Origin of the sequence: Streptosporangium sp. NPDC000563 (assembly GCF_040299985.1) — a bacterium.
In the GTDB taxonomy this organism is placed as follows: domain Bacteria; phylum Actinomycetota; class Actinomycetes; order Streptosporangiales; family Streptosporangiaceae; genus Streptosporangium.
In genome coordinates this window covers 402,997-423,951 of sequence record NZ_JBEPDA010000002.1, presented here as the reverse complement: position 1 = coordinate 423,951, position 20,955 = coordinate 402,997, and the positions used below count along the sequence as shown (strand labels likewise).

The following is a 20,955-nucleotide window of genomic DNA, read 5'->3' as shown; positions in this document are numbered from 1 at the left end:
ACTGCCCATACCGTCCGCGCGGACTCCGTTGGACATGGTCTGCCACCCGCTGTTGGACAAGGCATCCGAGCAGTTTGCCGATCTTGGCGCCGCGCATGAGCGCATCCGTGCCATCGATGATGTGGTGCTGTTCAAGGTGAAGGTGCAACGCTGGCGCGGAGCCGTATGGCGGACGACCCCGAGGCCGAGATCCCAATGTGGATGGTCGCCGCCGGGACCCGCGAAGACGGCTCCAACGATGACTTCTACACCGCTCTGGAAACCAGTGGGAAAGCGGCCCGTGCCCGCTACAACGCCGAGCACGATCATGCCCTGACCACCGGCACCTACAGCGGGCATCTCCTACCCACCCGTGACGACCAAGACCGCTACCAGCTCGAAGCGGCAACCAGATTCGCCCTACGACTCAACTCCACGATCCGCGCTCTCGCACGTGGATCCTTGCACGACGGCCACGAACACGCTGCTGACTTCTCCGGCTTCCGCCTCGGGATCCAGGTCCGCGCCGACAACGGCAACGAAACCTACGCGGCGATTCGCATTACCGGCTCAGTCCCGGCGAACCTGGTCGCGATGATCCTGGGCCGGGTTCCCGGCTGCGAGACGGACGGCTGATTCCCCGAATACGCACTGCCCGAACGTGACCTCCTGCCCGCAGAACAGGTCTGGTCCAACATCATGGATCCCAAGGCCGCCGCCGAGCTTCTAGAGGAATCTTGACAGTCCCGATGCGTTGTGGGCCCCGCTTGGTCGCTCTCTTACGTGCCGGAGCCCGCTTCGAGCGCAGCGTACTCATCGAATGTGACCAGGTCATCGCGGTATGACCGGCCATACCGTACGCCCGCTGCTCTTCCTCGACGTCGACGGGCCACTTCTCCCGTTTGGGGAGGACCCGCAACGCGCACCACGGGCTACCGCACCGGACTCCGGCTTGGCGCGGCTCACCTCCGAGACGGGGCGTCGGCTGGCGGCGCTGCCTTGTGAACTCGTCTGGGCGACGACCTGGGAAGACGCGGCGAATGCCGAGATAGCGCCCCGAGTCGGGCTGCCACGGCTGCCTGTCGTGAGCTGGCCGGAGTCAAACGGCCGGCATGAACGTGAAGACCAATGGTTCGGGCTTTGCTGGAAGACCCGGACCTTGGTGGAGTGGGCGGACGGACGCCCATTCGCCTGGGTCGACGACGAGATCACCGACGCCGACAGGGAGTGGGTCTCCAGGCACCATAGCGGCCGGGCTCTCCTCCACCGCGTGGAGTCATACCGAGGACTCGCGGACGAAGACTTCGCAGTCCTTGATCGATGGCTTCGAGCTCTGTAAGCCCCCGCCCCTTTTCGTGTGCCCAGCAGGCTGGAAGATCCTCCTGATGATGGGTGTTGAAGTTCGGTGTCGTTGATCTGAGCCAGCAGGTCCTGGACGTTTCTGGCTTCGATGGGTCCGGAGGCGTTGGTGTTCCAGGTGGGGAAGGCTCCGGAGCGGCGGTACGGGCAGGCTCCGCGCCCGCTGGCAGGCCAGCAGCCTAGGCGGACATGCCAAGTCCCGACGCCCCGGTGACCATCAAGACGATGAAGGACTGATGTGGTTCCTTTCGTATCCAAGGCCGTTCATGTCCTGGACACCTGTGGGCGAAACACCTTGCGGTACGCGCCCGGTGTGACGCCGAGGACTTGGCCGAACTGCGCACGAAAGTTGCTCGTCGTCGGGAATCCGGTCTGGGCGGCGATCCGGTCTATGGTGTGGTCGGTGGTTTCGAGTAGTTCCTGCGCGTGACGGATGCGCACCCCCGACACCCACTGCATAGGACTCTGCCCTGTCTCGTCCTTGAATCGGCGGGTCAGTGTGCGCACGCTCATACCGGCCGCGGCGGCGATGTCCGCAAGTACCACGTCGCGGTGCGCGTTCGCCTCGATCCATGAGAGCGCCTGCTCAAGAGTCGTCGTCCGGTAGGTCGCTCGGTTCCGGACGATGTACTGTGCTTGCCCGCCCGGGCGGTGCAGCGGCGCGACCGCGAGGCGGGCGGCGTCTGCCGCGACCGCCGTTCCGTAGTCGCGCTGGACGATGTACAGGCACAGGTCGAGACCGGATGCGGCGCCGGCGGATGTCAGGATGTTCCCGTTGTCCGTGTAAAGCACGTCGGGGTTGAGTCGGACAGCGGGGTGCCTGGATGCGAACTGGTCCGCGGCGAGCCAGTGGGTCGTCGCGTCCCGGCCGTCGAGCAAGCCCGCCTCGGCCAGGGTGAAGGCGCCGACGCAGATCGACGCGATCCGTGTTTCCCGCTCCGCTGCGGCACGAAGGGCTGCGAGGACCGTGGGCGGCGACGACTGCAACGGGTCGTTCCTCCCCGGTACCACGATGAGGTCGGCACGTTCGAGCGCGTCCAGTCCCTCATCGATTGCCAGGCGCAGGGGGCCTGCCTGGATCGACTGCTCGTGGCCGGCAACGACAAGCCGGTATCCGGGCCTTCCGTCCGGTAGGCGTACGCGTCCGAAGGTCTCAATGGGTGTGGCCATATCGAAGGCGATCACATCGGGAAGCGCGAGCACGACAACCGTGTACATCCTCGGATGATAGCCATCTCAGCGTGTGGCTGGATTCAGGTGTTCTATGTCTTGATAGCCATTGGTCTGACCTGCCGGCGAAGGCGAGGATGGGAAGGAGCCGTCCATTGAAAGGAACCATCCGTGCCTCAGCTCCGCGCCCAGTTCGTGCTCTTCGACGGGTTCGACCCGCTCGATGTCATCGCCCCGTTCGAGGCGCTCACCGCCGGCAGCGACTTCCTCGGCGGAGCGTTCGCGGTGGAACTCGTCAGCGCGAGCGGTCCCGGCATCGTGCGATCCGGTACGCCCCAGATATCCCTCACGGCCGTCGCCGCGCTGGATCCTGATGCGCCCGGCTATGTGCTTGTCCCAGGAGCGGCCGGTCCCGTCGAGGGAGATCCCGATGCCGGAGACGAGACCATCCCCGTTCTTCTGGGCCGGTTCGCGTCGAGCGACGCGATGCCCCTGATGCGCCGCGCGCTCGACAACCCGGACATCACCGTCGCGGCTCACTGCGGGGGTTCACTCGCGCTTGCGATGGCCGGCCTCATCAAGGGTCGCACCGCGACCACGCATGTGCTCGGCATCGACATGCTCGACGCCACGGGAGTGAACACCATCCGCGCACGCGTGGTGGACGACGGTGACCTCATCAGCGGCGGTGGTGTCACCTCGGGCCTCGACGTCGCCCTGTACCTGCTCGAACGCGACTTCGGCTCCCACACCGCGCACGCGGTCGAGGAGCTTTTCGAATACGAGCGCCGCGGGACCACCTGGAAGAGCGCGCGCCGGCTTGCGGCCTGATCCATTCACCCCGATCCCTCAGAGAACGGAAGTCCCGAACACATGAGCACCATCGCCGGAACCTGGCTGCTGCGTATGAAGACACCCGTCGGCACCATCGAAGCCGACTACCACTTCGAGCAAGAGGATGGGGTGATCCGCGGTAGCGCGAGCGGTGGCGGCGAAACCACGTCCCTCACGGATATCGCGGCTGAGGACGGCCCGGACGGTCAGCGCGTCACCTGGCGACAGTGCATCACCAAGCCGCTACGACTGAACCTCGAATACGACGTCACCGTCAACGGCGATGCCCTCACCGGCGAGTCCCGCGCCGGGCGACTGCCACGCGCGCGCGTGACCGGCGAGCGGACCGGCGCGTGAGCGCGTTCCTACTCTCGGTCCATGTGCTCGCGGTCATCCTCACCATCGGCCCGGTCGCCATCGCTGCGAGCATGCTCCCACGTTTCGCGCGCCTCGCCCTCGCCGCACCCGACGACCCGAGGAACGTTGCCGTGGTGCGCATCCTGCACCGCATCACCCGCGTCTACACGGTGATCGGAGTGCTCGTTCCCGTGTTCGGCATCGCAACCGGCGCGAGCATCGGTGTGCTGGACGACATATGGTTGATCGTCTCCATGATCCTGACCGCCGCCGCCGCTGCGCTGCTGATCGCGTTCATCCTGCCCGATCAGACGCGCGTCGTCCGCACGCTCGACGCGGGCTCGGACGACGTGGACGAGGCGGTGCCTGACAGGATCGCCCGCCGACTCGGAATGCTGACAGGCGTGTTCAACCTGCTGTGGGTGATCGTCGTCGTCCTCATGATCTACCGGCCCGGCTCGACCACGGGAGTCGGACTATGAACTCGCGTCGCATACTGCGAATCGTCGGCACGGTGGAACTCGTCACGCTCGTGCTGATGCTCACCAACATCGTCACCGTTCACCTGCCGGAAGTCTCACGAGTCCTCGGCCCTGTGCACGGATTGGCCTACACCGCCACGGTCATCACGGCCATCCTCGTCATGGGCGGACGCCGCAGAGTGTGGGGGCTCGCGCTCGTTCCCGGGATCGGCGGCCTCCTCGCGTCGCGAGCCGCGTCACCTGAGCAACTGGAACGGTGGCCATTGGACAACGAACTGTAGGCGACCGCAGGACACCTCGTCACGCCACGTTCTGAGACTACGTCGGCCGTTTCTCCGGTGATGCTCGGGCCCAGGGGGATCGGCCCGCAAAAAAAGGGGCGCTGCCCGGCATTGACTGAAGAGGGGAGAAAGTAGACGGGCACGTCGGCGAAAGCTACACTGCTGGCCGTTCAAAAGATAAAAACAAACACGTCTACTGGTTAATTATATCACGGGGAGTGCCATTGTCAATCGAGGTGCTGCGCGAGGAGCAGGAGTACGTGTCGATGCTGTACGGCCGACTCGACGAACTCCGCGAACACGTCACCGAACGGCTGACCCGGGTGCTCGCGACGACCGGCGGCAACGCTCAGGCGCGCGTCGAGAGGGAGGCCGCCCACGCCGCCCACGCCGAACGCCTCGCCCAGCTCAACGCGGCCGAGCACGGCCTGTGCTTCGGACGGCTCGACATGCTCGACGGCGAGCGCCGCCACATCGGCAGGATGGGCCTGCTCGCCGACGACGCCACCACCGCATCCGTTGCCAAAGGCACCGACGACGCCGGGGACGCCGGGGACGCAAAGGACGCAGAGGACGCCGAGGACGCCGAGGACGCTGCCCCGCTGCTCATCGACTGGCGGGCACCGGCCGCCCGCCCGTTCTACCTCGCCACCGCGGTCACCTCGGAGGGCGTCCGGCGGCGCCGGCACATCAAGGACCGCGACCGTACGGTGATCGAGGTCCACGACGAGGTGCTCGACCTCGAATCCGCGGCGGGGACCAGGCACGAGGGGCTGGCGGGCGAGGCCACCCTGCTGGCCGCGCTGAACGCGGGCAGAACCGGCCGGATGGCCGACATCGTCCAGACGATCCAGGCCGAGCAGGACCGTGTCATCCGCTCCGAGCACACCGGAGTGCTCGTCGTGCAGGGAGGGCCGGGGACGGGAAAGACCGCGGTGGCGCTGCACCGCGCGGCCTATCTGCTCTACACCCGGCGGCAGCAGCTGGCGCGGCGGGTGGTGCTGGTCATCGGGCCGAACGCGACGTTCCTGCGCTACGTCGGCAACGTGCTTCCCGCGCTGGGGGAGACGAGCGTGCTGCTGTCGACGATCGGCGAGCTGTATCCCGGGGTGACCGCGGAACGGGAGGAAGGACCGGAGACCATTGAGGTGAAGGGCCGGTCGGCGATGGCCGAGGTGGTCGCCGCCGCGGTACGCGACCGCGAGTGGGTGCCCGAGGACCACCTTGAGGTGGAGTACGAGGGACAGACACTGCGCCTGGACCGGCGGACCTGCGAGCGGGTACGCGACCTGGCGCGGTCCTCCCTCTTGCACAACCCGGCCAGGCCGATCGTGGTACGGGAGATCAGCGGAGCCCTCGCCCAGCAGTACGCCGAACGCGTCGCCACCGATCCGTTCGACGGTGAGCTCCTGCTGGACGACGACCAGGTGGAGGGCATCCGCAGGGAGATGCTCACCGACGAGGCGGTCCTCGCGGCACTCGACGAGCTCTGGCCCGACCTGACGCCACAGCGACTGCTCACGGACCTGTTCGGCTCGCCGGAGCGCATCGCCTCGGCGACGCCGGGGTTCACCCCCGAGGATCGGGCGTCGCTGCTGCGGGAGCCCGGCGGCGGCTGGTCGCCCGCCGATGTGCCGCTGCTGGACGAGGCGGCCGAACTGCTCGGGGAGGACACCAGGGCGGAGCGGATCCGGCGGGAGCGCGAACGGCGTGAGCGGGTCCGCTACGCGCAGGGAGTGCTGGACGTCGCGATGGGGTCGCGGGCCACCGACCTGGAGGACGACCAGGAGGCCGAGATCCTCACGGTCAACGACCTGATCGACGCGGAGACGCTCGCCGGGCGGCACGAGGAGAAGGACCACCGCACCTCGGCGGAGCGCGCGGCGGCCGACCGGACCTGGACGTTCGGGCACGTGATCGTCGACGAGGCGCAGGAGTTGTCGGAGATGGCCTGGCGGCTGCTGATGCGCAGATGTCCGGCCAGGTCGATGACCGTCGTCGGGGACACCGCGCAGAGCGGCGAGCCGGGCGGCACCCTGTCGTGGGGGCGGGTGCTCGACCCCTACGTCAAGGGCCGCTGGCGCCTTGCGAACCTCACCAGGAACTACCGGGTGCCCGCGGAGATCATGGCCGTCGCCGCCGAGGTACTGACGGAGATCGACGCCGACCTTGAGGCACCCGTCTCGGTACGGGAGAGCGGGGTCGGGCCATGGGCACTTCGCGTGCCGCAGGAGGAGCTCACCGACCGGCTGGTCGAGGTCGTCGCGGCCGAGGCCGCAGGACTGGTCGACCGGCGGCTCGCGGTCATCGTGCCGGACTCGCTGCTGGAGCCGCTCGGACTCGCGATCGCGGCGAGCGTGCCGGAGGCGTCGGTCGGCGAGAACCCCGACGCGCCCCGGCCCGTCGTCGTGCTGAACGTGCGGCAGGCCAAGGGCCTGGAGTTCGACGAGGTGCTGGTGGTCGAGCCCGGTCTGATCGTGGCCGAGTCGCCACGCGGGTTCAACAACCTCTACGTCGCCCTGACCCGCGCCACCCAGCGGCTGGGCGTGCTGCACACGTCGTCGTGGACGGTGCCGCGTGCGCTGCGGAAGCAGTTGTCCGTGCGGGACTGAGGCGGCTCGGGTCGCGGTGGTGCCATCAGGTGTTTGCAGCCAAGAAGCCGATCAGACCTACGCGCCGGGTTTGTCGGCGAACACCCAGCGGTTGCTCGCCAGGGCGTCGTTCGGTTCGGGCAGCGGGCCGCGACCGTGGTGGCGGGTGAAGTCGAAGGGCGTGTGGATCGCGGTGGACCAGCCCAGCTCCCGCAGGCGGCCGGCGGAGTCTGGGCGCGGCTCCCCGTCGAACAGGGCGAGCAGGTCCACGCCGATCTGCTGCCTGGTCGCGACGTAGACGGGACTGGCGCGGACCTGCGGGGACTCCGTCCAGAGCTTGACCTCGAAGCCCAGGGTGCTTCCCCCGGCGCTCAGGCGGTCCACGGTGTCGATGAGACGCCGCTCGGCGGCCGACGGGAGATAGAGCAGCAGGCCCTCGGCCAGCCACGCGGTCGGTACGGCCGGGTCGAAGCCGGTGTTCAGCAGCGGCCGGGCCCAGTCCTCGCGCAGGTCGGCCGCGATCGGGCGCCGGGTGGTCGTCGGGACGGCGGCGAGGTCGTCGAGCACGTGGTGTTTGAACGCCAGCACACCGTCGCGGTCGATCTCGTAGACGACCCGGCCCGGTGGCCAGCCGAACCGGAAGGCCCGCGTGTCGAGGCCCGCGCCGAGCAGCACGACCTGCCGGGCGCTCCCGTGGACCGAGCGAATGAGAAAGTCGTCGAGGACTCGGGTGCGCAGACCGAAGTAGCGCCCCAGCCTGCCCCAAAGGGGGTTGGCGTCCCCGCCCGGAACCTGTGCCGGGCGGACCGGCCAGGCCACGGACGCCTCGGCGGCGCGTACGAAGTGCTCGGCGTAGGTGTCGGCGGCCAGAGCGTCGGGCCGGTGGGTCTCGATCGCCCGCGCGGCGGCGACCATGAGGGCGGTCAGGCCGACGCCGCCTTCGACACCTGGCACGCGTCCTCCTCTCCGGTCGGGGGCACCCACGGATGGTCGTGGGCACTCAGGTGAGCGCCATAGAGACGGGCCATGAAGCGCATGACGTCCGCGTCCGGTAGGTGCCGACCGGTGGTGCAGTCGGTCAGCACCGTGATGTGGAAGCCCTTCTGGAACGCGGTCCGGGCGGTGGAGTCCACGCAGACGTCTGCGTACAGGCCCGCGAAGACGAGCCGTTCGACGCCCCGGTGGACGAGGTGCTGCTCGAACCCGGGGCTGAGAAAGGCGTCGAAGCACGCTCGCTTGGTGAAGACATGCTCTCCCGGCAGAGGTGACACCCGGTGGAACTCCGCGCCCCACGAACCTTCCTGACACTTGAGCGGCTTGTTCTGTATGCGATCCCGGCGCCGCCAGCTCGGACCCTGATGTTCGGCGTCGCCGACGAACCGGACGAAGATCACCTCCATGTCGCGGGCACGGGCCCGGTCGACGGCCAGCGCGGTGCGCGTCGCGACGGACTCCAGGGTCGCGGGGTCGCCGGAGTAGCGGGCGTGAGCGGTCGGTCCGACGCAGAAGTCGTTCTGCAGGTCCACGACGACCAGCGCGGTGGTCATGAGTTAACCGCCGCGGTCGGCAGCCCCGCGGGCTCCAGCGCGTCGAGCAGTGCGTCCACCATGGCGGTGGTCGAGTGCCGTCCGCCGAGGTCGGGAGTGCCGATGCCTCGGCGGCCGAGTGATTCGAGACCGCGTTCTACCAGCCGAACCGCTCCGGCGCAGCCCGCGTGCCGCTCGGCGATCGCCGCCGCGGCGCGTACGGTCGCCACCGGGTTGACCGTGTCCGTTCCGGCCAGGTCGTCGGCGGAGCCGTGCACGGTCTGGTACTCGACCAGTCCGGCCGCGTCGGGATGTAGATAGACGTTCTCGGTGCAGCGGTTCTCCTGGCGTTCGGAGCCGAAGCGGTCCAGCAGGACCACGTGCATGATGTCGGCCCATTCGTTGCCCGCGATGATCAGCGTGCGGGGATGCGGGCCGTGCTCGATCAGGTTGCGGTTCACCGTGTCCGGCTGGAACAGGCGGATCTCGACGCCGTGCCGCGCGGCGCTCTCGGCGACCCACTCGTCGAGGGCCCCGTCGAGCAGGTGGAACTTGTACGCCATGACGATCTGGCCGATTCCGCCGTCCGGCCACTCCTGCCGCGCACGCCGCACGGCGAAGGCGATGACCTTCTCGGTGATCTCCCGGCTGAACGCCATGGTGCGGACCAGCGCGCCTGGGACGTGGGTGTTCTCCCCGGTGTAGAAGCCCTGGGCCTGGTCCCGAACCAGCAGTAGTGACGCCTCCGGGGTGGTCATGACGTCGACCTTCACCGCCTGCAGGCGTCGGCGGACCAGGTAGAGCGACTGGGCGTTGACAGCCGTGCGGAAGACGGCGGGAACGCCGAGAGCGGCCAGCGTGCGGCAGAAGTCCGCGTAGTGATCGGCGTCCTCCCCGGTGAGTTCACGGACCCGCTCGACGTCGGTGCCGGCCTTCAGTGATGAGTAGGAGTGATAGAGCCTTTGTGACCGGGTGACACCGATTTCAACCGAATACGCATCGGCGATTCCGGCCAGCACCCGCTCGAAGACGGTCGCGAGCTCGGGACCCGTTCCCCGGCCGACGGAAAGTCCGATAACGAGTTTCACGTGTACTCCTTCATCGAAGGCCAGGGGTGTCAGGCTGCCGTTGTCTCGATCAGATCAGTCCTCCGACCAGATGGTCGCCCGGAATTCCGGCCTTCTCCGGGCGGTAGTAATCCTTGATGCCGGCGGCCCAGACCGAGACCGTGATCTGGTCGGTTTCCGAGGGCCCGAACGCGTCGAAGAGCGCGTCGATGTTCGCGCGCTCGAAGCCGATGGCCGTCATGAGCGCCATGAAGACGTGCCGTTCGATGAGCCCGTCGCCGTCCGGGTCGCCCAGTTCGGCCAGCGCCTCGGCGAAGTCGCTGATCGCCGCGTCGAAACGCTCCGGAGACAGGACGCACGCGGCGTACTCCTCGAAGCTGATGCGGCCGTCGTCGTTGGCGTCCAGTTCGGAGGAGAGGGCCGCCCAGTAGCCCCGGAAGGCGGCCAGCATGGCGGCTTTGGTCGCGTCGTCGGAGTCGGAGGCCGCCTCGACGACCCGGCTCGCCATGAGCTCGAAGTCGTCGGACTCCAGGAAGCCGGTGCCGTCGGCGTCGAGCAGGGTGAAGACAAGACCTACTCGATCAATTGCTTCTTTCTGCATATTGCATGACCTTTCTTTGGTCGCCACTCGAAACGAAGAGGGAAATCGTGGCCTCGACTGTACACGATTATGTGGGGCCGTGACTCGTACGTTTACATCGTGATCTGCGACCAAAAGAAGTCAAATGTTAATAATGGAACGAATTACGCCAAGGCATTAAATAGCCTAATTGTTCCAGTCATTTTTTGGGTCGTTCCGGTTGGCCGCCCGCTGTTCGGCCTCGCGTGGTGGCGATGCGGGCGCGGGCAAAAGGTGTTGTGCCACCCAGCGGCTGGGCGTGCTGCACACGCCGTCGCGGCCCGTGCCGCGTGCGCAGCGGGCGTGGCTGTTCGCACAGGACCGATGCGGCTCGGGTTCAGGCGGTGTGCCGGTAGGCGGGGTAGGTGAGGTAGCCGGCGTCGCCGCCCTGGTACCAGGTGGACTCGTCGTGCGGCGCGATCGGGAGCCCCTGGCGCAGCCGTTCCACGAGGTCGGGGTTGGCGATGAAGGCGCGGCCGAAGCTGATCAGGTCGGCGCCGAGGCCGAGCCAGTGGTCGGCGGCTGCCCTGTCGGTCTGCCGGGGGCCCATCGGGAAGACCGGGTTGACGACGAGCGTGGCGGGCCAGGACTTGCGCAGCCCGACGAGCACGTCCTCGTCGGCGGTGGCCTCGAGGTGGACGTACGCCAGGTCCAGGGGGGCGAGTTCGGCGAGCAGCGCGCCGTACAGGGCGGGGACGTCGGTGTCCTGCGCGCCCCAGATGCCCGCGCCGGGGGAGAGCCGGATGCCCGTCCGGTGCGCTCCGACCGCCTCGACGGTCGCGGACACCGCCTCCACGGCGAATCGGATCCGGTTGGCGATCGATCCGCCGTAGACATCGGTGCGCAGGTTGGCGTTGCTGGAGAGGAACTGGGCGATGAGGTAGCCGTTCGCGCCGTGCAGTTCCACGCCGTCGAAGCCGGCGTCGACGGCCCGGAGGGCGGCTTCGGCGTAGGACCGGGCGTGCTCGGGCACCTCGGCGGTCTCCAGCGCCCGTGGCACGGGCGCCGGTTTGGGGCCTGTCGGGGTGAACACCTCCCCGGTGGCGGGAACGGCCGAGGGGCCCACCGGCCGCGTCCCCGTGGTGTCGGGATGGGAGACCCTGCCGCCGTGCATGATCTGGGCGAAGACACGACCGCCGTTGGTGTGGACCGCGTCGGTGACCGGTAGCCAGGACGCGACCTGCTCGTCGGTGTACAGACCGGGGGTGCCCGGATTGGACTGCCCGACCAGGCTGGGCTGCACCCCTTCGGTCACGATGAGCCCGGCGGTGGCGCGCTGGGCGTAGTAGGTCGCCATCGAGGGTGTCGCCAGGCCGCCCGCACCCGCGCGGACCCGTGTCATCGGGGCCATCACCACGCGGTTGGGCAGGGTCAGCGCACCGAACCGGTAGCGGTCGAACAGGGTCGTCATCTGCGTACGCCTTTCCGAGGTTCCTGAGAACGGTCGCGTCCGTCGGCTGGACACGACGATTACGCTAAGACCTGACATTGACGTCAGAGGCAAGTGTTCGGCCGAGGTTTTTTCGATGGGAGGCGCGATGCGGATCGGCGAGTTGGCGTCGAGGGCCGGGGTGAGCGTCCGGTCGCTGCGCTACTACGAGGAGCAGGGGCTGCTCACCAGCACGCGCAGCTCCAGCGGCCAGCGCCACTACACCGACGACGAGGTCGAGCGGGTGGTGTTCATCCAGCGGCTGTACGCCGCCGGGCTCTCCAGCCGTACGATCGTCGAGTTGCTGCCGTGCGTCGACTCGCCCAGCGAGCAGAACTCCGAGGAGGCGTTCGAGCGGCTGGTGTACGAGCGAGGCCGGATCGACCAGCACATCAAGGAGATCCTCAGTGCCCGCGACGCCCTCGACCGGCTCATCGACGCCAATCGAGCGCACCGCGATCGACTGACGACTCACTGATCCCGGACTTCCTTCCCCCGCCCGCAGGCGGGGCTCCACGCACAAGGAGATTCGATGACCGCAAAGACGGTAACCGCCGCGGCCGCGGGCGTTTTCGAGCTCGGCGACCTGCCGGTCAACCGGATCGGGTTCGGCGCGATGCGCCTGACACAGAGCGGTGCGGCGTTCGGGAACGGCGTCCCGAGCGACCGGGGCCGGGCGATCGGCGTGCTGCGCCGTGCGGTCGAGCTCGGGGTGAACCACATCGACACCGCGGCCTTCTACTTCTCCGCGCTGCGTTCGGCGAACGAGCTGATCAACAGCGCGCTCGCGCCGTACCCCGATGACCTGGTCATCGTCACCAAGGTCGGGCCTGGCCGGGATCCGTCGGGTGAGTGGCTGTGGGCCAGGCCGGAGCAGCTGCGCGGCCAGGTCGAGGAGAACCTGCGCCAGCTCGGCCGGGACCACCTCGACGTGGTGAACCTGCGCATCCCGCGGAGCATGGCGCCCGGCTCGATCGCCGAGCATTTCGGTGCGCTGGCCGACCTGCGCGACGCCGGGATGATCCGGCACCTGGGCGTCTCCAACGTCACGCCCGCGCACCTCGCCGAGGCCCAGGCCGTCGCGCCGGTGGTCTGCGTGCAGAACGCCTACGGCATCGGCGCACGGCCCGAGGACCACGAGTTCCTGCGCGCCTGCGGGGAACAGGGCATCGCGTTCGTCCCCTTCTTCGCGATCGCCGGGACCGGGCGAGAGGCGGGAGCGAGCGTCGCCGAGAGCGAGGAGGTGCTCGCCGTCGCACGCGCGCACGGCGTGACGGCCGCGCAGGTACGGCTGGCCTGGACGTTGCGGTGCGGGCCGCACGTGCTGGCCATCCCCGGCACCGGCAACCCCGACCACCTGGCCGAGAACGTGGCCGCCGGCGCCCTGCGGCTCTCGGAGGAGGAGATGACCCGTCTCGGCTCCGTCCAGAGGAGTGGACGTTGAAGCACCCTCGCCGGGTCCGCGACGACCTGGATCCGGTACGGCTCCGCGACGGCGGGTGAGGTGACGAAGGGTCAGTCCGGGGTCCGGCGGTGTCCGCGTATCAGGGGCAGGTACACCTCGTCGACGATCTCGACGAGGACGTTGTCGGGCACGGTGGGGACTCCGCGGGTGACGAACTCGTTGCGCAGCAGTACGACGGCGACGGTGGCCACCCGGGGGTGGAGGACTTCGGGCGGAGCCTCGCCGCGGGCCACCGCGCGCCCGAGAATCGTCAACCACATGCCGGACCCGGCGTCGCCGGACTGTTCGTGGAGTTGCGCGAGGAGTTCCGGATCGTCGGCGACGCCCGACAGCAGGCTGCGCAGGATGTCGCCGGTGGGCGAGGACCAGTGGCGGTTCGCGCCACGCAGCAGCTCCAGCACGTCGCCGCGCAGTTCGCCGGTGTCGGGCAGTGGTGCGGAGGCCGCGCTCAGCTGCCGGTAGGCGGCGATGCTGAGCGCGGCCCGGTTCGGCCAGCGGCGGTAGATCGCGTTCTTGTTGGTACCGGCTCGGCTGGCGACTTTATCCATATTTAGGCCCGAATATCCGGATTCGAGGAGTTCGTCGACCGCGGCGCGGAGTATCGCCTGCTCCAGGGCGGCGCCGCGCCGCCTGGTCGGGGCGGCGGTGGGCTCCTCGGTCATCTTCTCTCCTTAGTGGGTACTCTGTGTACCTTGTTTTTCCGCCGAAAATCGGCGCTGTCATCCGATTAAGGTACGATGAGTACCGTAAATGCCTCCCCGTCGGAGAGTCTGTGCTCTGACGTGCGGCGGTATCCAATCGGCATTGAGAAGGGTACGAGTCATGCGAGGCAAGGGCATCACCTACGACACCGGCTTCATCGACACCGGTCTCGCCGACGCGGGGCCGAGCACCCGCGAACCGTTCGACCCCGACGTCGTGAAGCGGGAGATGCGCGTCATTCGCGAGGACCTGCACTGCAACGCGGTCCGGATCACCGGCGGTGACCCGGACCGGCTGGAGATCGCCGCCGGTCACGCCGCCGACGCCGGACTGGAGGTCTGGTTCTCGCCGTTCACCTGCGACCTGACCACCGAAGAGCTGCTCACCTTCCTCGCCGACTGCGCCGAACGCGCCGAGCGGCTACGCGGGAGGGGAGCCGAGGTCGTCCTCGTCACCGGCGCCGAACTCACCCTGTTCACCAAGGGGTTCCTGCCCGGCGACACCCTCGCCGACCGGCTCGCCCTGCTGGCCGAGCCGCATCGCCTGCGCGAGGTGATGGCGCGGGTCCCCGCCCTCCTCGACGACTTCCTCGCCAAGGCGGTGAGCGCGGTCCGCGACCGGTTCGCAGGAAAGGTCACCTACGCCGCGCTGCCGTCCGAGCGGATCGACTGGACGCCCTTCGACATCGTCTCGGTCGACGCCTACACGTCGATCGAGGTGGCCGATCAGTACGCCGAGGCGATCCGCTCCCTCGTCGCGCGGGGGAAGCCCGTCGCGATCACCGAGTTCGGGTGCACGACCCACCGGGGCGCGGCAGACCTGGGTGCGCGTGGCATGTTCATGGTCGAATGGGACGGTGCGAAGGCGATCGGCCTGAAGGGCGACTACATCCGTGACGAGGCCGAGCAGGTCACATACCTGAGGGAGTCGCTGGAGGTCTTCGCCGCCGAGGGTGTCGACACCGCGTTCTGGTGCACCTTCGCGTCCTACAACCTGCCGCACCGCGAGGACCCTCGCGAGGACTTCGACATGGCGAGCTACGGCCTGGTCAAGGTGCTCGAAGACCGTCCCGGCCGGACCTACCCCGACATGCCGTGGGAGCCCAAGGCGGCGTTCGCCGCCCTCGCCGACCGCTACCGCGACTGAGGGCGCCGATACCGAGGCGATCCGGTCTTCGCGCGACACCGGATCGGAGGGGGGCGGGATCGTCTACCGCGTCTCGAAAACCTCCAGGCCGGTGTGGGCGGCGAGGAAGGCGAGCATGTCGGCGGCGAGGTCGACGGCGCGGCCCGCCGAGCGGGAGCCGTGGCCGACGTCGCCCTCGTGGCGCAGCAGGATCGGCCGCGTCCCCGACGTCGCCGCCTGCAGCGCCGCGCACATCTTGCGCGCGTGCATGGGGTCCACCCGGGAGTCACCGCCGAACGTGGTAAGCAGCGTCGCGGGGTAGTCGACGCCGTCGACGACCCGGTGGTAGGGGGAGTAGCCGAGCAGCCATCCCAGCTGCTCGGGATCGTCGGCCGAACCGTACTCCGACCTCCAGACGGGGCCGAGGCCCGAGCGCTCGTACCTGACCATGTCGAGCAGCGGTGCCGAGCAGACGGCGGCGGCGAACAGGTCGGGGCGCCGCGTCAGCGCGGCGCCCACCAGCAGCCCGCCGTTGGACTCGCCGCAGGCGGCCAGGTGCGCGGGGGTGGTCCAGCCGTCGGAGACGAGCTTCTCGGCCGCCGCCGCGAAGTCGTCGAAGGTGTTCTGCTTGCGCTCCAGCATGCCGTCGCGGTGCCAGGCCGCGCCCTCCTCGCCGCCGCCGCGCAGCTGGGCGAGGACGAAGACCCCGCCCGCCTCGACCCAGGGCAGGATGTAGCTGGAGTACGACGGCGTGAGCGAGAGCCCGAAACCGCCGTAGCCGTACAGGATCGTCGGCCGGGGACCCGAGCCGGGGCGGGCCAGCACGACCATCCGCACCGGTGTGCCGTCCGCGGAGACGCAGACCACCTGGCGGGCTTCGAGCTCGGGCACCTGCACGGCGCCGGGCGCGGGGCTCCACAGCGACGTCCGCCCGGTGCGCGTGTCGTAGCGGTGCACTCCCAGGGGCGTGACGCTGTCGGTGTAGGTGAACCAGACCTCGTGGCCGCCCTCGGGGCGGGTGGTCATCTCTCTCGCCGAGCCGAGGCCGGGCAGCGGCACCAGGCCTCGCCGGTTTCCCGTCACCGCGTCGTGGACGCTGATCTCGCTGACCGCGTGCCGGGTCCAGCTCACCAGGAGCGCCTGGTCGGCGATCGCGAACTCGCCGATCACCGCCTCCGGATCCTCCTCGACCAGGTCGACCCAGTACTCGGGACCCGGCCGCGCCGGGTCGGCCACGCACAGTCGTCCCCGGGGCGCGTCCAGCGTGGTGAGCAGGTACAGGCGCCCGTCGCGGCCGACGGCGGGCGCCGTCGTCGCGCCCGCCGCTCGCTGGATCACCCGCAGGTCGGGGCGCTCGGGGGAGGAGGACGACAGGTCGGCGAGCCAGAGGTCGTTGCCGCCGTCCGCCATCGCCGAGACCGTGAGCCAGCGCCCGTTGTAGCTGATCCCCAGGCCGTACGAGCGCTCCTCACCCATGATCACCGCGTCGTCCTCGGCGGGGGTGCCGAGCCGGTGCAGGCGGACCTGGCGGGAACGGACGTAGAAGAACGCCTTGCCGTCGGGCAGCCACGCCACGGGCGCGTACCGGCAGCGGTCGATCGGGCCGTCCACCACCCGGCGGGTGGCGACGTCCATGACCCGCAGCTCCGACCGCTCGTCCCCGCTCCTGGACAGCTGGTACGCCACCAGCCTGCCGTCCAGGTCGGGCTGCCAGTGGTCGAGCGTGGTGAGCCCGCTCGGGTCGAGCTCCATCGGGTCGATCAGTGTCTCCTCCGCCCCGCCGGGGTCGGTGCGGTAGAGGACCGGGTGCTCCTGGGAGGCCGTACGACGCAGGAAGAACCGGCTCCCGCCCCGCCACATCGGCGTGCCGACCGTTCCGGCCCCGGTCAGCGCGGCCACCCGCGCGTGCCACAGGTCGCGTCCCGGCAGCGTGCCGGCGTGTTCGCGCCACAGTTCCCCCTGGGCGGCCGTCCACCTTCGCGTCGCCGAGCTGTCGGGGTCCTCCAGCCACCGGTACGGGTCGGGAACCGCGCGACCGTGCAGGTGGTCGACGACCGGGTGCCGTTCCGCGGGGGGGTAGATCATCGAATTCCTCCGGTGTGAGGTCCCCGGGCCTCGGCCCTGGGCGGGGAACACGGCGAGCAGGGTGTGCGGGTCGCGAGGGGCAAGGAGGTCGAGGACGTCAAGGAGGGCGGGGAGGTCAAGGCACCAGCTCCTGGGTGCTCGACGGATCCCACTGTCCGGCCAGGTCCGCGTACAGCGGGGAGGTGGCGAGCATCTCCTCGTGCGTGCCCAGCCGGACGCTGGTGCCGTCCATGACGAGGATCCGCCGGGCGCGCAGGGCGGAGGTGAGCCGGTGGGCGATGACGAGGAGCGTGCCGCCACGGCGGGCGAACGCCTCCTCCGCGCGGGCCTCGGCGGCCGGGTCCAGGTGACACGTCGCCTCGTCGAGGATCACCAGCCGGGCCGGGGCGAGGTAGGCGCGGGCCAGGGCGACCAGCTGTCGTTCCGCGGGGGAGAGCGACCCCGAGTGGATCTCGGCGGAGTATCCGCCCAGCCGCGCCACCAGGTTCGTCAGGCCGACCGCGGTCACCGCGTCGTCCACCGCCTCCCGCGAGGCGCCGGCCAGGTAGGTCAGGTTCTCCAGCAGGGAGCCGCGGAAGACGTACGCCTCCTGCGGGATGAGTACCCGGTCGGCGGGGTCGAGCCGGTCCGCGGGCACCCCGCGCGCCAGGACCTCGCCCGACCTCGGCGGGAGCACACCGGTCAGGAGCGCGGCGAGGGTGGACTTGCCGATGCCGCTGGGACCCACGACGGCGATGTGGTCCCCCTCCGGGATCACCAGGTTCAGGCCGTCGATCACCGGCTCCGCGTGCGGGCCGTACGCGAACGTCACGCCGCGCAGTTCGGCCCCCCCGCCCCGCGCCGCGAGCCGCCCGCGCGCCCGCGCGGGCGGCTCGCCGTCGCGCAGGAGCCTGCCCAGCGCCACCCGCAGCCGGACCCCGTTGATGCCCAGCCCTTCCACGAGGTTGCCGAGCGCGGGCGCGAGCGACTGCGTGACGTAGGCGAGGGCGCCCAGGATCACCCCGGCGCCCGCGCCCTCGCCTACGAGCCAGGGGGTCGCGAACAGCACCAGCAGGACCGGCAGCCAGCCGCCCACCGCGAGCGACAGCGTGCGTAGCGCGGTCACCCGCGCCAGCGACCGGGCCGCGCGGGCCTGCTCCGCCACCCGCAGGCCGACGTCGTCCGCCAGCCGCTCCTCGGCCCGGCAGGCGGTGATGTCACGCAGCCCGCCCACCGTGGTGGCCAGCGCCTCGGCGGTGCGCTCGTCGGCGAGGATGAAGTCCCGCTGCCGCCTGGCCAGGGCGCGCAGCGACAGCAGGAAGACGACAAGGCCCGCGACGAAGGGGGGGAGCACCAGCGCGAGCACCTCGGGCACGAGGGTCGCGAGCCCGAGGACGACGCTCACCACGGTGAACGCGAACGACCTCACCACCGTGATGACCGAGGCGAAGGCGTCGCGGGCCAGCTCGACCTGGAGGTTGGAGCGGGCCACCGCGGCGGCTCCCGGCCCTCGCCCGGACATGACCGAGTGGCGCAGCGCGTCGTCGACGACGTGCGCGAGCAGTTCCTCGCGGAACGGCTCCACGATCGAGGCGACGGCCATCACCACCTGCCGGGCGCCGACCGCGGCGAGCAGCCACGCGCCGCCGAGCAGCGCGAGCCAGGCGAACCCGGTCGCGGGACGCCCCGTGCCGAAGCCGTCGTCGATCGCCCGCGCGATGGCCAGGCCGATGACGAGCGAGGGCGCCGTCTCCGCGACGGACCAGCCCGCGAGCCTGACCAGCTGGTACGGGTCCCTCCTGAGCGCCCGCCGCAGGGGCCTGCCGGCGACGCGTACGTCCGAGGGATTCACGACGTACCCGCCTGGAAAGACGTGCCGGTCCGGGAAGACGGGTCCCCGAGGGAAGACGGATCCCCTGGGGAAGGTGGGGCCGCGAGGGAGGACGCGTTCGCCGGAGAAGGGACGCGGGCCTGGAAGGGCGCACCCGCCGGGGAGGACGCGCCGGCCCCGGAGCCGGAGGAGGCGTCCGCCTGGAAGACGGCGCGGTAGGCGGGGTCGGCCCAGAGCGCGCGATGACCGCCGCACGCCCGTACCCGGCCCTCCTCCAGCCAGATCACCCGGTCGGCCGCCGCCGCGGTCGCCACCCGGTGGGTCACGATCAGCCGCGTACGGTCGCGCAGTTCCCGCGACAGCGCGCGGGCGACCTGACGTTCGGTGACGGTGTCGAGGCTGGAGGTGGCGTCGTCCAGGATGAGCAGGCGCACCCCCTGCGCGAAGGCACGAGCCAGGCCGAGCCGCTGCCGCTCGCCTCCGGACATGGGCGCGTCCTCCAGCGGTGTGTCGTACCCTCCGGGGAGCCGCCTGACGAAGATGTCCGCGCGGGCCGCCCGCGCCGCCGCCCGCACGACCTCGCCTTTCTCACCCGGCCGGCCGTCGCACCCGGCGCCGGGGGTGGCAGCGTCGAGCCCCAGGGCGACGGCGGCGCCGACGGTCTCGCCGAGCAGCGCCGGGCGTTCGAAGGCGTACCCGACGGCGCGGCGCAGCGCCTCGCGGGAGAGGTCGGGCAGCGGGACGCCGTCGAGGAGTACCGTGCCGTGGCGCGGGTCCACCAGCCGTCCGGCGACCGCGGCGAGCAGGGACTTGCCCGCCCCCGAACGGCCGACCACGGCCACCGCCTGCCCACCGGGGATGACGAGATCGACGTCGTGCAGGCCGCCCGCGTCGACGCCGCGAAGCTCAAGCGTGCCGGGACCGGCGGGCAGTGAGCGCCCACCGTAGACCCGCGGGCTCTCGGAGACCAGCTCCTGCACCCTGGCCGCGGCGGCCCGCGCCCTGGCCAGACTGCCGATGTAGCCCAGCGCCGAGCCGAGACCCGCGCCGAGCACGACGTAGCGGGCGGCGGCGTACAGCTCTCCGGCGGTGAGGTCCCCGGCGGCCAGGCGCAGCCCGCCCACCCCGAGCACGGCCACCTCCAGCAGCGGGACCACCGCTCCCGCCTGCACGCCGGCCCGCGCGTTGGCCCGCCACATGTCCATGGCGTGGCCGCGCAGCCTGGGCAGGGCGGTCAGCACCCGCGCCCGCTCCTGGTCGGCGGTACCGGCCGCGGCGATCGTACGGGCCCCGGCGAGGGCGTCGACGAGGCGGGCGGCGATGTCGCTCTGCGCCGCCTGGTAGTCGCCCGCTATCGAGGTGCTCACGGTGAGGAAGGCCCGCAGGACGAGGGCGATGAGGACGAGCCCGGCGACCAGTGTCACGGTCAGCAGGGGGTCGATGAGGGTGAGTGCCACGATGCCGCCCGCGGTGGGGATGACCAGCGCGGCACCGGTGACGATCGACTCGGGGGCGCGTCCGATCTCCTCGGTGTTCAGGCCCATCCGGGTGACCAGGTCTCCCTCGGGGAACCGGTGGGTGATCGTCGGCCCGACGCCGAGCACGTTCCGTACGACCCGGTTCCTGAGCCAGGCCGAGGACCGCGCGCCGCTCGATCCCGAGGCCCAGACGCCGAGGGCGTCGCAGAGCACGGTGAGGGTGACGGCGGCGGCGCAGGCACCGAGCCAGGTCGCCGCTCCGGTGCCGCCGGGCGCGCCGGTGACGAGCTCGTCGACCGTCCTGCCCAGCACGAGCGGGAGCGCGAGCTGCGCGAAGGCGCCCAGGACGGAGGTGGCCACGAGGACGGCGAGCCAGGGTCCGCCACGCCGTACGGTGTCGGCCACCAGCCGATCCGCTGCTCGCACGTTCGCACCTTCCTGAACCGACCGGCTTCCCGGGTTTCCTCGAACTCCCGGGCTTTCCTGGTGTTCCGGCCCCTCCCGGAACGGGAGTGCCCGGGACGGCCGCCGTCGCTGGCCGTCCCGGGCACGGGGTCTTACTAGTGGCAGAGCAGAAGGCTCAGGTTGCTGGGCGT

20 protein-coding genes are annotated in these 20,955 nt (G+C 70.3%); 10 read left to right on the top strand and 10 right to left on the bottom strand.

The window, feature by feature from the left end; translation table 11 throughout:
• Positions 1 to 165 precede the first annotated feature (165 nt).
• Both ABT352_RS10305 and ABT352_RS10300 read left to right on the top strand, forming a co-directional pair.
• A complete protein-coding gene (locus tag ABT352_RS10305; RefSeq protein ID WP_350944118.1) occupies positions 166 to 615 on the top strand; it encodes a hypothetical protein in 450 nt (149 codons plus the stop codon).
• A 205-nt stretch (positions 616 to 820) separates the two neighbouring features.
• Complete coding sequence (locus ABT352_RS10300) at positions 821 to 1,318, top strand: HAD domain-containing protein (protein WP_350944117.1); 498 nt, start codon at positions 821 to 823, stop codon at positions 1,316 to 1,318.
• A 284-nt stretch (positions 1,319 to 1,602) separates the two neighbouring features.
• On the opposite strand, the gene ABT352_RS10295 is transcribed toward ABT352_RS10300, so the two are convergent.
• Positions 1,603 to 2,556, bottom strand: coding sequence for a GlxA family transcriptional regulator (locus tag ABT352_RS10295; RefSeq protein WP_350944116.1), 954 nt, complete (start codon positions 2,554 to 2,556; stop codon positions 1,603 to 1,605).
• A gap of 123 nt (positions 2,557 to 2,679) precedes the next feature.
• Between ABT352_RS10295 and ABT352_RS10290 the strand changes: the two genes are divergently transcribed.
• The 5 genes from ABT352_RS10290 (at position 2,680) to ABT352_RS10270 (ending at position 7,074) form a co-directional block, all read left to right on the top strand.
• Positions 2,680 to 3,339, top strand: a complete 660-nt coding sequence (locus ABT352_RS10290) for a DJ-1/PfpI family protein (RefSeq protein ID WP_350944114.1) — start codon at positions 2,680 to 2,682, stop codon at positions 3,337 to 3,339.
• 42 nt (positions 3,340 to 3,381) lie between these two features.
• Entirely contained in the window at positions 3,382 to 3,699 is a 318-nt protein-coding gene (locus ABT352_RS10285; RefSeq protein WP_350944112.1) for a hypothetical protein, read from the top strand.
• Positions 3,696 to 4,181, top strand: coding sequence for a hypothetical protein (locus ABT352_RS10280; RefSeq protein ID WP_350944111.1), 486 nt, complete (start codon positions 3,696 to 3,698; stop codon positions 4,179 to 4,181). The genes ABT352_RS10285 and ABT352_RS10280 overlap by 4 nt, the downstream gene beginning before the upstream one ends.
• Entirely contained in the window at positions 4,178 to 4,462 is a 285-nt protein-coding gene (locus ABT352_RS10275; protein ID WP_350944109.1) for a DUF3817 domain-containing protein, read from the top strand. Before ABT352_RS10280 ends, ABT352_RS10275 begins: the two co-directional genes overlap by 4 nt.
• Positions 4,463 to 4,680: 218 nt before the next feature.
• On the top strand, positions 4,681 to 7,074 hold the full coding sequence (locus ABT352_RS10270) for a HelD family protein (RefSeq protein ID WP_502992853.1): 2,394 nt from the start codon (positions 4,681 to 4,683) through the stop codon (positions 7,072 to 7,074).
• A 57-nt stretch (positions 7,075 to 7,131) separates the two neighbouring features.
• Here ABT352_RS10270 and ABT352_RS10265 read toward each other — a convergent pair whose 3' ends face one another.
• The 5 genes from ABT352_RS10265 to ABT352_RS10245 all read right to left on the bottom strand — a co-directional run bounded on the left by ABT352_RS10265 (position 7,132) and on the right by ABT352_RS10245 (position 11,676).
• Positions 7,132 to 8,007 carry a class I SAM-dependent methyltransferase gene (locus tag ABT352_RS10265; protein WP_350944107.1) on the bottom strand — a complete coding sequence of 292 codons (876 nt, stop codon included), beginning with the start codon at positions 8,005 to 8,007 and terminating at the stop codon, positions 7,132 to 7,134.
• Entirely contained in the window at positions 7,977 to 8,600 is a 624-nt protein-coding gene (locus ABT352_RS10260; RefSeq protein ID WP_350944105.1) for a cysteine hydrolase family protein, read from the bottom strand. The genes ABT352_RS10265 and ABT352_RS10260 overlap by 31 nt, the downstream gene beginning before the upstream one ends.
• Entirely contained in the window at positions 8,597 to 9,667 is a 1,071-nt protein-coding gene (locus ABT352_RS10255; RefSeq protein WP_350944103.1) for an isocitrate/isopropylmalate family dehydrogenase, read from the bottom strand. Before ABT352_RS10255 ends, ABT352_RS10260 begins: the two co-directional genes overlap by 4 nt.
• A gap of 49 nt (positions 9,668 to 9,716) precedes the next feature.
• Complete coding sequence (locus tag ABT352_RS10250; RefSeq protein ID WP_350944102.1) at positions 9,717 to 10,247, bottom strand: EF-hand domain-containing protein; 531 nt, start codon at positions 10,245 to 10,247, stop codon at positions 9,717 to 9,719.
• 355 nt (positions 10,248 to 10,602) lie between these two features.
• On the bottom strand, positions 10,603 to 11,676 hold the full coding sequence (locus ABT352_RS10245; protein WP_350944100.1) for an alkene reductase: 1,074 nt from the start codon (positions 11,674 to 11,676) through the stop codon (positions 10,603 to 10,605).
• A 127-nt stretch (positions 11,677 to 11,803) separates the two neighbouring features.
• On the opposite strand from ABT352_RS10245, the gene ABT352_RS10240 reads away from it, so the two are divergent.
• Together ABT352_RS10240 and ABT352_RS10235 are read left to right on the top strand one after the other, a co-directional pair.
• Complete coding sequence (locus ABT352_RS10240) at positions 11,804 to 12,172, top strand: MerR family transcriptional regulator (RefSeq protein ID WP_350944252.1); 369 nt, start codon at positions 11,804 to 11,806, stop codon at positions 12,170 to 12,172.
• Between the two features lie 54 nt (positions 12,173 to 12,226).
• The gene (locus tag ABT352_RS10235) at positions 12,227 to 13,138 is read left to right on the top strand and encodes an oxidoreductase (protein WP_350944098.1); all 912 of its coding nucleotides are present in this window, start codon (positions 12,227 to 12,229) and stop codon (positions 13,136 to 13,138) included.
• 71 nt (positions 13,139 to 13,209) lie between these two features.
• Here the strand turns inward: ABT352_RS10235 and ABT352_RS10230 are convergent, their stop codons facing one another.
• The gene (locus tag ABT352_RS10230; protein WP_350944097.1) at positions 13,210 to 13,821 is read right to left on the bottom strand and encodes a TetR/AcrR family transcriptional regulator; all 612 of its coding nucleotides are present in this window, start codon (positions 13,819 to 13,821) and stop codon (positions 13,210 to 13,212) included.
• Positions 13,822 to 13,981: 160 nt separating this feature from the next.
• Here ABT352_RS10230 and ABT352_RS10225 point away from each other — a divergent pair, with 160 nt between their 5' ends.
• Entirely contained in the window at positions 13,982 to 15,007 is a 1,026-nt protein-coding gene (locus tag ABT352_RS10225; RefSeq protein ID WP_350944095.1) for a glycoside hydrolase family 113 protein, read from the top strand.
• A gap of 63 nt (positions 15,008 to 15,070) precedes the next feature.
• Here the strand turns inward: ABT352_RS10225 and ABT352_RS10220 are convergent, their stop codons facing one another.
• The 3 genes from ABT352_RS10220 to ABT352_RS10210 all read right to left on the bottom strand — a co-directional run bounded on the left by ABT352_RS10220 (position 15,071) and on the right by ABT352_RS10210 (position 20,785).
• Positions 15,071 to 17,071 (bottom strand): prolyl oligopeptidase family serine peptidase, encoded by a 2,001-nt coding sequence (locus tag ABT352_RS10220; RefSeq protein WP_350944093.1) that lies wholly within the window; start codon positions 17,069 to 17,071, stop codon positions 15,071 to 15,073.
• A gap of 115 nt (positions 17,072 to 17,186) precedes the next feature.
• On the bottom strand, positions 17,187 to 18,902 hold the full coding sequence (locus ABT352_RS10215) for an ATP-binding cassette domain-containing protein (RefSeq protein WP_350944091.1): 1,716 nt from the start codon (positions 18,900 to 18,902) through the stop codon (positions 17,187 to 17,189).
• Positions 18,899 to 20,785: an ABC transporter ATP-binding protein gene (locus tag ABT352_RS10210; protein ID WP_350944089.1), complete on the bottom strand. Its 1,887-nt coding sequence runs from the start codon at positions 20,783 to 20,785 to the stop codon at positions 18,899 to 18,901. Before ABT352_RS10210 ends, ABT352_RS10215 begins: the two co-directional genes overlap by 4 nt.
• Positions 20,786 to 20,955: the final 170 nt, after the last annotated feature.